This is a genomic window from Lysinibacillus sp. FSL R5-0849, assembly GCF_038595075.1.
GTDB classification, from domain to species: Bacteria; Bacillota; Bacilli; order Bacillales_A; family Planococcaceae; genus Lysinibacillus; species Lysinibacillus fusiformis.
The window spans coordinates 1391912-1404972 of sequence record NZ_CP152004.1 but is presented as its reverse complement, the minus strand read 5'-3'; the positions used below and the strand labels follow the sequence as shown (position 1 = coordinate 1404972).

Genomic DNA, 13061 nt, shown 5'->3' with positions numbered 1-13061 from the left:
TTGGTTGTCCTTTTAATATGGAAAAATATTGGAGGTCAATACAATGGCTAATACAAAAGATAATTTAAGTAAGTATGGTAAATCTTTAATCGGTTTTGATGAACCTAGTGGTAATGCTATGGATTCTATTAGTGGATATACAGGAACATTAACTAATGCACCCACAAGAATAGATGGGTGGAATGGTAAAGGTTCTGCATTGTCATTTAATGGAACTAACCAAAGCGTTTCTTTTCCACCTTCTTTTATACCATTGGGTAAAAAAAGCATAAGATTCAAAATAAAATTAGGGGCGTTACCAACAAATTACTCTTGGGTTATGGCAAATGGCTATAATGGGCAAGACTCATTCAATGTCTTACTAAGAAATAATGGAGCAATAGGATTTAGTGTATCTCAGGCTACAGGAGCTCTAATTAACTTTGGTGCAATGATACCGAATGATAATAAATGGCATGATATTTTATTTACTTGGACAGGAGATGCATCTGTTGACGGTGCAAAGATATATGTTGATGATATGACAAATCCTGCTAATAAAACTACATCAACAGGGCTAGAAGTTACTACAAGCACACGTAATTTTATATTGGGCAATTATCCTGACTTACAAACAGGTCAGTTCTTCAATGGTCAACTAGACCAAATCGAAATCTACGACAGAGTAATCTCCCCTATCCCAGACAAATATCTCATCCAACATAACTCACAATACAAATACCATGATGGCACTTCTTGGAAATCAACAACACCAACAGAAGAAAACTTTATCCAATATGGTATGAACAATCTAAACCATATTACAGAAAAACAATGGAAAGAGCTATCAGGAAATAAGTCAGTAATCATGTGGTCTGATTTTGAAGATAAGCAATTCACTTCTGTTGTATTAAATAAAAATAGTTTTAAAGCACAAGATTTACTAGGTGATTCAGCTCAAGCGATTTACTACACTGATTCAGACACTTCTAAAATCGCTGTAGAAACAGGCGTTGATCCATATAGTATCTATGACTATATTGGTGAACTACCTACAGTGGCCATTTATACAGAGTCTAATGATGATATTGTTGTATCGACTAATGTTGAGCCTTTTGATATTTATGATGAATTTGGTGAAAATGTTGAGGTTCTTTATTACACAGATGATGAAACTGTAACAAATGCTGATTTAATCCTTGAAGCTAATTGGTCGCCTTTAGATGAACTTGAAGGTGATTTTGAAGTAGTGACATGGACAGATGAAGGTTCTGATACTGCTAAACGAGTGCTTGATATGAAAGCAATCCCACAACCTCAATTCGTTAAACTAGTTAACCCTAAACGTTTGTATGGTTCTTTAGATGATGTATTTGTCAATGATATTTCACAATCCTATCGTGATGCAGCTCGTTACTTTGTTGGTAGAGAAACACCTGATAAATGGTATGTATGGGACAAAAAAGAAAAGAAATTCGTTGTTGCTGATGCTTCAAGTCCACAAAAAATCATGTTAACAGGCATGACTTACAAAGACTTAAACAATATCACTGATATGCAATGGCGGACATGGACAAGTGACCACATTAATATTGGTATGTTTATTACAGACAACCCTCGTGACACAATCAAAACAATTGTCGAAGAAATCTCGTTCGAAGACTATCTCCCTCGTGATACGACAATTATTGAAAACTCAAGTCTATACATCTTAAACACTACTGCTAAAATTGACATTTCTTTTGACACAAATGTTCTTAAGGCTGTGTTAAGTGATGATGATTTAACGCGTGTTCAATATCGTGTATTACTAAACAATGGTTACTACTACCCTTCAGATGGAAGTTTTACTAAACTAGGTGAATCCCCTCAAAATATTGAGTTAGCGATTGGTAGTAAAGACATTAGGATTGATAATTGGAACACACTTAAAGTAGAGTTCCAAGATTTCTTTGGTACTACTGATTATTGGTCTACTCAATTCATGGGAACCTATACAGGTCTTATGTTCAAAGATGTTTATGGCCAATACTTCTCTAGTGAAATCGGTGAAGTCCTTAAATATCTTGATTTTGGTATCATTATTGCCGGCCAAACTACAATTGAACATGAAGTATTCCTTAAAAACCAATATGGCTATGATATTAAAGATATTCACTTGTATGCTAATACAGCAAATTTCCCTACAGGAATGACTTGTGAATTTAGTACAAGCTCATCCCCTTTTACACCTCAACCTGATTTAAGAATAGGTGGTGTGTTAAAAAACAATGAAGAAATTCCATTTTTCATTCGACTAAAATCTGAATTAGGTTCAACGCCTGACGTTAACGGTTCATTCGACATTATCGTGAGAGCAGACAAAGCCTAATCACAATACAATGTGATAAGGAAGTGAGATTATGGAGGATCAAGATTTTGGATTAGAAACAGACATTTCCTCTCATAGAAATGAAATAGTAACTGAGAATACAATACCCTTTGATAAATCCTTTGAAGTATATACTGAAATTGAAGTAAGTCCTCACAACAGTTTTAAAGCAACATACAAACTAATTGCTGTAGGGAAAATAGAGCAAGATGTTGAGATTATAGCTAGACCTTTAAGTGAAAGTAAAGTACTAACTGAGCTTATTTCTCGTGCTTTAGACGCTAGTAATAAAGATACCTATTTAAACATCATGTATCGTGGGAACTCAGATGTTTATACGGAGATTCAGCCTATTGGTTACAATTTCTTAGAAGCAGAAATTGAAGTGCCACCACATAATAGAATGTATGCCATTTATGAAGTTCAACAACCGCCTATCGTTACAGATGTGTACTATCCTACCCAAGATGCTTTCACAAGAGAGGAAACAGCATACCAAACAATCAACTATGGCAGCAATTCTTCTATGGTTGTTGGTCGCAGTAAGGATGATATTTGGCGTTCATTTGTGCAATTTGACTTATCTTCTATTCATCCTTCTTATGTGCTAAAAGAATCCTATTTACGTCTATACTATAAAGGTGAAGCTCCTGAAAACCTTAAACTAGAAATACTAAATGCTAGTAGCGAGTGGTACGAAACTAGCCTTACTCACCTGAATCGGCCAATCCCTATAGATTTAATTGCAGACGAATTCACTATTAATAGGAATCAAGGATACATCGAATTTGATGTATTTAAAATTGTTGAATCTTGGGTTTCTCTTGAAAAAAATAATAATGGTTTTATTATTCGTTTATCCAATGAAACTGCTTCTGGACAGACAATTTTCTATACAAGGGAAACTTCTTCCCCTCCTGAATTAATTGTAAAATATTTCGATTCCAGAATATTTTCTCAAGGAAGAAGCCAGCAACTTACTGAAATCTTTGTCTATAAAAGAAAGCATTCTGAATGGTTTACTGAGGTCACTGTTGATTCCATTTTCAGTTTCGATAAGTTAGATACTGAAATCTATGCTCACAGACCAGAAGTTCCTTTAGATTTTGAAGCACAAGCTGAAATCACCGTCACCAAGCCATATGTTGAGACTGAAATCATTTCTTCGATTCGTGAAGAAGACGAAATTTTGATTGAAATTGGTGCCAGAAGACCACTTAATAGAGAAATATTTGCTGAAGTTACGATTAATACCCCCTTTACTTTAGCTCAAATAAACTGCGCCCGAATTGACACTAGTTCTTGGGATACAACTGTTTCGGTAACAAGGCCTTCTATCCATGCTGAAATTTCTGTACCATTCCATGACAAAAATGAAGTTTTCACAGAAATAGAAATTAATGATAGTTGGACTTCTATTGTTTACACAGAACTTTTTGTAGCAAAGGATAAAATAGCAACAGAAATCACGCCTAGGGTTGGTAAAGATAGTAATCTCTTTGCCGTAGTTCATGTCTCAAAACCAAAAATTGAAACAGAAATTGAAATTAAACATAGAAATGACATTTTGGTAGAAATTGAGCCTAATATTAAGTCAGATGTTTTCACTGAAATCATTGTTTCTAAGCCTTCTATCGGAGTATCTATTGCCGTACAACTTTATGAAAAATCAGAAAAAGATACCGAAATATTCGTTAAATTCGTTCAAGATATTTTTAGTGAACTTACCGTAAAAGCTGTTAGCCAAGTCGATACTGTAATTGATATTAAAAAGGTATCTCAAGTTTATACTGAAATTTCAGTGAACAGAAGATTTGTTCAAACAGAGATTACCATTCCAACATGGGCTGACCAGGAAGTTCCGACTATTATTGAGCCTCGTATCCTAATGGTAAATAATAAACTAACAATCATTACTGTTAATGGTTCAGTATCAGGCTACGCATTTATACTGTAAAAGAAATGGAGAATATTAACTATGATAATAAAAAACTATGAAATTGGAGAATTACAATCATTCCTTTTCAATCTAATTCTTAAGGGCAAAGAATCTAGAATGCGGACTAGGTTTATTAAATTACTGGAAGATCAAATAGAGCTCTTAAAGGTAGAAAGGCAACAACTTATTAACGATTACGCTTTAAAAGATGAGAACGGGGAAATCGTTACTGAAACGAAAGAAATACATAACAAAGAAGAAGAGATTGTATTATTTCAATGTGAAGAAGCTGAAAAAGAAGCACAAATGCAAATTATGTTAATGATGAATGAGGATTTTATTATGGAAGAAACGGCAGATAAAATTGAAATGCTTACAATTTTACAAAGTATCATTTTAAACTGTGATTTAGAATTTACGGGAAATAAGGCTGTTCTCTATGATCGATTTTGTGAAATTTTTGAAGAGATAGAACTATTAAATGACTGAGGGTACTCAGTCTATATTTTTAAAGGATAGATGGATAACTACATCTATCCTTTTCTATTTTACAAAAGTTGGTGATTACGTGCAAAATGAAAAATTTGGTGAAAGATTAGCTAGTGCAGAAGTTGAAATTAAGAATCAGGAAAACCGAATTTCAAAATTAGAAGGTAATCATGAGTTATTATATCGCTTAACATTAGTATCTGAACAACAGCAAGAAATGAATAAACATCAGCAAATACAATTAAATAGAATGGATAAGACTTTTAACAACATCAATATGAATTTAACAAAATTAAATATGTCTCAAGTTGAATTGCAAGAGGATGTTAAAGATATTGGAAAGCGTGTTGACAGCATTGAAGATGATTTGAAACAGGAAACTGCTAAAGACAATCTATCAATTAGCGACATGATCAAACAATATCTACACTGGTGGATTCTCATCCCCACTGTGATAATTGGAGCTCTAATTTTGAAAATATTAGGCTTGTAAGAAAGGAATGGATATTTATGAAAATCAATTGGAAAGTACGTATAAATAATCCTCAGTTTTGGATTACAGTCGGATTATCTATTATTACCCCCCTATTTGCCTACTATGGGATTACAGGAGCCGATTTAACCACCTGGTCTAGTGTAAGGACCTTACTTGTCAACGCCGCTTCAAATCCATATGTAATCGCCTTAATGGCTGTAAGTACATATAATGCCGTTTTAGATCCCACTACCGCTAGCCTAAGTGATTCATCACGGGCTCTAAGATATAAAAAACCGAAACGAGATGATCTATAATGCTAGATTTTATTTGCCCGGTTAAAAATGCAAGGTTAACAAGTAAATTTGGATGGAGAAATATCGGATATGGCAATGAGTGGCATCAAGGCATCGATCTTGCTTCAACAGGAAAAGTTCCCATTTATGCTAGTGCTGCTGGGATAATTAGTCGCGCCCAGGTGTTAAGTAGCTATGGGAAAGTAGTAATGATTAAACATATTGTTAATGGTAAAGCCTATGAAACAAATTATGCACATTTAGATTCTTATTGTGTTCGTGTTGGTCAAAGTGTGAAGCAAGGTCAACAAATTGGCATTATGGGGAACAGCGGTAGAGCATTCGGTATCCATCTACATTTTGAAATACATAACGGAAAATGGGCTATAGGTCAGCCAAATGCAATTGATCCTATGACATATATTTCTCTAGCAAACGAAGCTAATACTATTATTAATAACAAAGGAGAGCTGACGATGTCACAATATACAGAGTTACTTACTAAAATTAACGAACTGGAGGAAGCTTTAAAAACGAAACAGGCTATTATTCCAACTCGGAAACCCGCTAAAATACATCATTCTGCTTGGGAATGGTTAAAAAATAAAGGTATAACAGATGGCTCTAATCCTCAAAATTTCTTAACGCGCGAGCAATTTGCCACAATGCTTAAAAGATACAATGATTCATTCAATAAAAAATAATTTTTTCATACCTTATACATAAAATTCTCTTACATATAACATAAATTCATTCCCATCTAATAGAACCATGTTACAATAGAAAGGATTCTGGCAACTAAGGAGATATAGCATGAAGCTCTCGACGATCTTAAATTTCTTTATTCTAGTATTTTTCACATTATTATTTGTAAATGATTTCTTCCCTGACACAACGATTGCATCGATCTTGACTAAAAAGATAATTCTTCTCATATTAGTCGTGCTAGTGATCATACAGCTAGCCTTAGATAAAGGTCAATATAAAAAAATGTCTAAGAAGGCCTATGTTGGTTTGACTCTGTATACAGTTGGATTATGGATTGTACTAACATTGCTTGGTGGTCAGTCACAAATTGGTTTGTCGTTTACTAGCCCACTGTTTTATATCATTATTGTATTGCTTGGGTTGGATTTATTACGTATTTCGCGCCAATCTAAACGCGATCAGCCTGAGAAAAAATAAAGAGTACACTCATAGGCCTGCTCATTATTATCTGTCTATACTATAAAAAGCATGTCACCGACTGAAATTTCAATCGGTAGACATGCTTTTTAAGATTCTAGTACATTTAAAATCTCATCCAATTCATGAACGGCTAAATCTAGGCGTTCCTTTGCCTCGATATTTTGTTGTTTTAAATGATTAAACTCTAATAAATTGTTTTCATGTTTTAATTTGATAGAAGATAAGCGTTCAATTCGGGTTTCTACCTTCTCTATTGCTTGCTCACAGACTGTTGTCCAGAGCTTCTCTGAATGTTGCATTTCTGTAGTTGATGGGTTGTGCTGACGCATAATGCGTGTGTAAATGACTTCTATTGGTTCGATTAATTCTGAATAAAAATGGCGCTCCACACGAGTAGTTTGGAATGTTGGATGCTCTACCTCTTTTGCATATGGTGTAATTTGACGTAGGAGCTTTCCAGCATTTTCTCCGAAGGCATGCGATAAATTTAAAACATTCATTAGTTGCAGCAATAAACGGATTTCTTCTAGATTAATCAGCTGTGAATCAATGCTTTCCTTTAATTTTAAGGACTCCATATAGCGACGATCAAAATGCTCTATTTCGCCGTTACGTTGCTCTACTAAATGTTCACTTGCATTGTCTTTTAAGCTTTTAATATAACGAATTGCATGGTTTTTTAGCTCTTCTGGTGACAGCAAGTTGTCATTATCTTGTTGTGGTTTTTCTCGTTGAACATAAGCAAATGCATCCATTTTTTTGGGCCATTTTGCTGCTGAAGTTTCTTTTGAGACATTATAGCGTATATAAATTCCGTGCATTCCATATCCTCCAAGTCCATAAACAAGTATCTCTAAAGACAATAAATCGAATACGGTATTTTTTCAAGTAAAAAACTTATAATCAATGAAAATTCCTCTTTTATAAGAATAAATCAAAATTCCTGAATAGTCGATACTATTCAGGAATTTTACTAACTATTACCTTCTAAAAATTTTATCCTTTAACCAGTTTAGTACGTGCACGATTTGAAACATACTCCACCAGTAAAATAAGAACAACAAGCCCTAATAAGATGGCACCTACCTCTGACCATTTGTACGAATTCATAGCGAAAATTAGGGGTGCACCGATGCCTCCTGCTCCCACTAAACCGAGTACAGTTGCATCTCGCAAATTCATATCAAAGCGATAAATGACAATAGATGTAAATAACGCCGTTAGCTGTGGCCATATACCAAAACGAATTTTTTCCATTAACGTACAACCAATAGCCTCCATCGACTCTAGTATACTTTTATCTAAGTCCTCAATAACATCCACATATAGCTTTGACAGCATTCCGATAGACGTTAAAGACATAGTCAATACACCTGCAAATGGTCCAGGGCCTGTTACACGAATGAACATTAGTCCATAGACGATGGCAGGTATGGTTCTAATCATAATTAATAGAAAGCGAACAATAAATGCAACAGGCTTTGGCACAATAGTAGAAGCGGATAAAAAGGCTAGAGGGATCGCTAGCAATGCCCCTACAATAGTACCTAGAAACGCTATGGCCATTGTTTCGATTAATAAATAGGGTATACCTTCAGTTGTCACATTCATTATTAATGACCAATCAGGATTCAGCAAGCCTACGAAGATATTTTTTGCAATTTTCGTACCACTTGCCGAAACATTCTCGAAATGAATGGCGGTTACAGACCAAATAAATAATAAAGTAAGTATGATCATTGTCATGATGTATGACATGCGTCGATTTGGTTGTAGTTGTAATTGCTTGTCGATAGCATTCATTACATCACCTCTACATTAATTTTTTGCGGAAATATTCGCTTGTTGATTCAATTAGAAAAACCGTACAAACCAGCATGAGAAGGATCATCCCCACATTCTCATAGCTTCGCCATCCCAAACTTTCATTCAGAAGTAACCCAATTCCTCCTGCACCTACATACCCTAAAATCGACGCATAACGAACATTTCCCTCAAAGCAAAATAACGAGGTGGAGAGATAATTGGGTAAAATTTGCGGCATAATCGCATAACGAAATGCTTGAATTGTTGTGAGGCCCATTGAATGCATTGCCTCATATGCCCCCATATTGGCATTTTCTATTTGTTCATATAATAGTTTCCCTACATACGCTATAGTAAATAAAAAAATCGCCACTGTACCAGCCATCGTTCCAAGCCCAAAAATAAACGTCGCTATTAAGGCAACAATCAAAGTAGGCAACGTTCGTAGTAGACTTAACATAAATTTAGCTACCATGGCGATTCCTTTATATTTCGTGATAGTAGTGGCAGCAAGTATGGCAATAGGTAACGCAACTAAAGCACCTGCTACAGAGCCAAATAAGGACATTTTAATCGTATCAAATAGCGGCTGCCATAGCTTTGATAAGTAGTCCCAATTAGGTGGAATCATCTGCTGTAGGATGACAAAGAACTCTTGAATTCGATGGACAAGCACCTCTATGCTAAAGCCCGTAATACGAATTGAAAGAAAAAGTAGTACAACTATTAATAGCCACAACACAGGCAGGAATGAGCGTTTCTCCAGCACTTCTTTTCCATTAGGCAAAACTATTTTTTTCGGTGATCGCATCTTCCATGACATGTTCTGTTTCGCCTCTCCCTTGGTTCGTAGTGTTATAAATGAAGGCAAGCGTTTCCTCCGTTATTTCACTTGCCTGCCCATCAAATACAATTTCACCGCTCCGTACACCAATAACGCGTGTCGCATAGGCTAATGCCAAGTCAACATGGTGAATATTAATAATTATGGTCATGTTGAACTGTTTATTAATTCGTTTAAAATCGTCCATCACTTGTTTAGCTGTTACAGGGTCAAGTGACGCAACAGGCTCGTCCGCCAAAATAATTTGTGGATTTTGTGCAAGTGTACGAGCTAATGCCACACGCTGTTGTTGCCCCCCGGATAATTGGTCGACACGGACATACGCCTTATCCAAAATACCGACTTGATCGAGTGCCATTAATGCTTGTCGCTTTTCTTCTTGCGTAAATATGCCTAAAACTTTTCGCCATACTGGCATATTCGGCACAAAGGATACGAGCACGTTTTTCAAGACCGACACACGTGTCACAAGATTAAAAGATTGAAAAATCATGCCAATATTTCTGCGTAAATTACGGATGCCCTTGCCCTTCAGATGCTGCACATTGACTTCATTGACACGCAATGTACCTTCAGTAATGTCGTGCATTTTATTAATACAGCGTAATAATGTTGATTTTCCAGCACCGGACAAACCGATGATGGCCACGAATTCGCCCTGCTCAATTTGTAGATTAATGTGATTTAAGGCAAGAAAGCCATTCGGATAACGTTTTTCTACCTCTTTAAACTCAATCATTGAACCGCTCCCTATCTAGAAAATATAAAAGAAGAATCTGCTTTCTGCGAGTAAACCGCAGGCCACGCAGATTCTTCATTCCCTTATTTCGAACCGAGGTTTTGCACTAATTCCTGTGCCTTACGCTCGTTGTCATAGTCACTGTCTTTTGCCTCCTGATAGCCTTCATGACTATAGATAGCAATTACTTCCTTACCTTGATCTGTGTTACCAATATTCATGAAGGCCTGCTGAATTGCCTTCTTCAGGTCGTCAGTCATGACCTTGGAATTTTTACTTACACTAATAGTGTCGTTATAAATGGCAGGCATTACCCCGATTAAATCCGTCTCACCCCAAATGGAAGCAGTGCGTCCGAAATCTCCTTGCCAGCTTTCCTCATAATCACGACGTGCATCTGCATAAGTGACCAAGACATCTGTTTGTCCAGCAGCTAAACGTCCAAAGGCATTCCCATAAGAATCAGCTTGAACAACCTTCGCTAAATCAGGAATGGTTTTATCGAAATTCTCATGTAACCATAATGTAGGGTAAATATAGCCTGCTGGTGAAGAAGAGGACATAACATTCCACGTGACATTATTTAAATCTTCAAACGTTAATTTCTCACCATTGTTCACTTTCGCTGCTAATGCTTTACCTTTTTCAGATGGACCTGCCACTAAAATAGCCCTATATGATGTAGCCTGTGTTGTCGTTGGTGCTGTTGGTTTATTGTTATTCCACTCCACTGGGTTATCAGAATCATTATTTAATCCAGCACGTGTAGCAGTTAAAATTACTTCTGCGCCATCATCATATAACACATAAGTCCCTCCAGGTATTAAGCCAATATCTGTAGTACCTGCAGACAAGGCTTCCCCTACTGCTTCAAAATTAGTTCCAACGGTAATATCAATTTCACCTACATCAAAACCTAGTTTCGCAAGCTCGTCCTTTAACAAACCTTTTAAAGGTTCGGTTGCCGTAATAATTTCATCTGGATTACGAGAAGGTACAAAGCCAAGCGATAATTTATCTATAGACTCATTGCCACTTGCCTCTGCAGCCACATCTGTCGTTTTATTATCTTTAGATGTGTCCGAAGCTTCATTTCCACATGCCATTAGGAACACAGCAAGCATGCATGTTAACGTGAAAAATAGTAGTTTCTTCAAAATGTTATCCTCCCTTTTTGAAATGCTTTTTCAGTATATACAGTAAATATTTCCCTAGTGTTAATAGCGCGTAAATTAATGTTTCTACTTGGTAAAATAATATTTTGATAGTGTAAATAAGCTAACTTCCTACGAAATTAATTTATATACTATGGATATACTAATGATCGGAGGATCTATTATGTCTACGAAAACGATACAAATACTTGCAACCAGTGATATTCATGGCTATATCATGCCCACAACCTTTCGACATGATCGAAATGAAGCGCTTGGGTTAGCCAAGCTTGCAACAATTATTGAAGAAAAAAGGCTTGAAATGCAAACCATCTTAATTGATAATGGTGACTTTATTCAGGGCAGTCCCATGACCTTTTATCATCAAAAATTTCATACGCAGGAACGGAATCCTTTGATTCAGGTGGCCAATGAGCTTCAATATGATGCCATCGTATTCGGTAATCATGAATTTAATTATGGACTTCAGACGTTACAATCGGTGATTCACCAATCACATTTCCCTTGGCTAGGCGCCAATATCGTGACCAAGGATGGGAGACCATTTACAAAGCCATATATCATTAAAGAAATAGATGGCATTAAAATAGCCATTTTAGGTGTGACAACACATTTTGTCACTAAGTGGGAGGAACCTCTTCACATTGAAGGACTTCATTTTGAAGATGCCTTTTCAAGTGCTAGCTACTGGGCAAAATGGATTCGTGCTAATGAACAAATTGACGTTCTAGTTTTATGTTATCACGGTGGATTCGAGAGAGATCTTGAATCAGGAGAACTACTTGAAGCTGAGGATGGAGAAAATCAAGGATACCGTATGTGTGCTGAAATAGAAGAAGTAGACATTATTATTTCTGGCCACCAACATCGTGAAATTAGCACAACCATTATGGGAAAATCAGTCGTTCAACCTGGGACGAAGGGCGTTTGTATCGCTAAAATAGAGCTAGAAATTGACATGGATCATCAGCAAAAAATCCAATCGATTTGTCATACCCCATCGCTCATTTATAGTTCAGAGCATACGCAACCTCATGATGCTGTTTGTCAGATCATCTCACCAACCTTTGAAAAAACCGAAGCATGGTTAGATGAAACAATCGGCATGATCCAAGGAGATTTACAAATTGAAGATCCATTTCTTGCGCGCATTCAGGAACATCCCTATATTGAATTTATCAACCGCATTCAAATGGCTGTGTCGGAGGCATCTATTTCCTGTACAGCTCTTTTTCATGATGAACCAGGTGGCTTCAAACAAGCCGTTACGATGCGTGACATTGTGACAAACTATATTTACGCTAATACATTAAAAGTACTTCGACTCTCAGGACAGGACATTTTACTTGCCCTTGAACAATCCGCTAGCTATTTTACGGTAACAGCAGGTCAATTGCATGTAGCGGATTCATTCCTTTTCCCGAAGGCGCAACCTTATAATTATGATATGTGGGAAGGTATTGAGTATATCTTGGATATTTCAAAGCCTATTGGTGAACGTGTTACCAAACTTTCATATCATGGTGCAGCTATAAATAGGGAGGAAGAGTTCGATGTCGTAATGAGTAGTTATCGTGCGACTGGTGCAGGAAATTTTGACTTTTTAAGAAATCGCCCTGTTGTGAAAGAGATTCAGATTGATATGACCGAGCTAATTGCCGATTATCTGTTAAAACAGCCCATTGTCCAAGCGACATGTAATCATAATTGGCAAGTACAATACTAAAAAACCCGCCAAATTCTAAATTTCACAGGAATTT

At 36.3% G+C, this 13061-nt stretch carries 14 protein-coding genes; 8 read left to right on the top strand and 6 right to left on the bottom strand.

Annotated features, from left to right (window positions below):
• Positions 1–12: 12 nt before the first annotated feature.
• On the bottom strand, positions 13–279 hold the full coding sequence (locus MKY80_RS06645) for a hypothetical protein (protein ID WP_342533106.1): 267 nt from the start codon (positions 277–279) through the stop codon (positions 13–15).
• Here MKY80_RS06645 and MKY80_RS06640 point away from each other — a divergent pair.
• The 7 genes from MKY80_RS06640 to MKY80_RS06610 all read left to right on the top strand — a co-directional run bounded on the left by MKY80_RS06640 (position 200) and on the right by MKY80_RS06610 (position 6734).
• Positions 200–2350 carry a LamG domain-containing protein gene (locus tag MKY80_RS06640; RefSeq protein ID WP_342533012.1) on the top strand — a complete coding sequence of 717 codons (2151 nt, stop codon included), beginning with the start codon at positions 200–202 and terminating at the stop codon, positions 2348–2350. The genes MKY80_RS06645 and MKY80_RS06640 overlap by 80 nt on opposite strands.
• A 31-nt stretch (positions 2351–2381) precedes the next feature.
• On the top strand, positions 2382–4307 hold the full coding sequence (locus tag MKY80_RS06635) for a DNRLRE domain-containing protein (RefSeq protein WP_342532374.1): 1926 nt from the start codon (positions 2382–2384) through the stop codon (positions 4305–4307).
• A gap of 21 nt (positions 4308–4328) precedes the next feature.
• Entirely contained in the window at positions 4329–4778 is a 450-nt protein-coding gene (locus tag MKY80_RS06630; RefSeq protein ID WP_089986636.1) for a hypothetical protein, read from the top strand.
• Complete coding sequence (locus tag MKY80_RS06625; protein ID WP_089986637.1) at positions 4771–5271, top strand: hypothetical protein; 501 nt, start codon at positions 4771–4773, stop codon at positions 5269–5271. The genes MKY80_RS06630 and MKY80_RS06625 overlap by 8 nt, the downstream gene beginning before the upstream one ends.
• A 17-nt stretch (positions 5272–5288) precedes the next feature.
• Positions 5289–5570, top strand: a complete 282-nt coding sequence (locus tag MKY80_RS06620) for a phage holin (RefSeq protein WP_170844154.1) — start codon at positions 5289–5291, stop codon at positions 5568–5570.
• Entirely contained in the window at positions 5570–6253 is a 684-nt protein-coding gene (locus MKY80_RS06615) for a M23 family metallopeptidase (RefSeq protein ID WP_342532373.1), read from the top strand. Before MKY80_RS06620 ends, MKY80_RS06615 begins: the two co-directional genes overlap by 1 nt.
• A 109-nt stretch (positions 6254–6362) precedes the next feature.
• Positions 6363–6734, top strand: coding sequence for a hypothetical protein (locus MKY80_RS06610; protein WP_008174304.1), 372 nt, complete (start codon positions 6363–6365; stop codon positions 6732–6734).
• An 89-nt stretch (positions 6735–6823) separates the two neighbouring features.
• Here the strand turns inward: MKY80_RS06610 and MKY80_RS06605 are convergent, their stop codons facing one another.
• From MKY80_RS06605 to MKY80_RS06585, 5 genes are all read right to left on the bottom strand, one after another.
• Positions 6824–7558, bottom strand: coding sequence for a hypothetical protein (locus tag MKY80_RS06605; protein WP_043989737.1), 735 nt, complete (start codon positions 7556–7558; stop codon positions 6824–6826).
• A gap of 175 nt (positions 7559–7733) precedes the next feature.
• The gene (phnE, locus tag MKY80_RS06600; protein ID WP_342532372.1) at positions 7734–8540 is read right to left on the bottom strand and encodes a phosphonate ABC transporter, permease protein PhnE; all 807 of its coding nucleotides are present in this window, start codon (positions 8538–8540) and stop codon (positions 7734–7736) included.
• Between the two features lie 10 nt (positions 8541–8550).
• The gene (gene phnE, locus MKY80_RS06595) at positions 8551–9366 is read right to left on the bottom strand and encodes a phosphonate ABC transporter, permease protein PhnE (protein ID WP_043989738.1); all 816 of its coding nucleotides are present in this window, start codon (positions 9364–9366) and stop codon (positions 8551–8553) included.
• A complete protein-coding gene (gene phnC / locus MKY80_RS06590) occupies positions 9323–10126 on the bottom strand; it encodes a phosphonate ABC transporter ATP-binding protein (protein WP_008174314.1) in 804 nt (267 codons plus the stop codon). Before phnC ends, phnE (MKY80_RS06595) begins: the two co-directional genes overlap by 44 nt.
• Before the next feature lie 83 nt (positions 10127–10209).
• On the bottom strand, positions 10210–11283 hold the full coding sequence (locus tag MKY80_RS06585) for a PhnD/SsuA/transferrin family substrate-binding protein (RefSeq protein WP_342532371.1): 1074 nt from the start codon (positions 11281–11283) through the stop codon (positions 10210–10212).
• Between the two features lie 181 nt (positions 11284–11464).
• Here MKY80_RS06585 and MKY80_RS06580 point away from each other — a divergent pair, with 181 nt between their 5' ends.
• Positions 11465–13027, top strand: a complete 1563-nt coding sequence (locus MKY80_RS06580; protein WP_342532370.1) for a bifunctional UDP-sugar hydrolase/5'-nucleotidase — start codon at positions 11465–11467, stop codon at positions 13025–13027.
• The last annotated feature ends 34 nt before the right edge of the window (positions 13028–13061 follow it).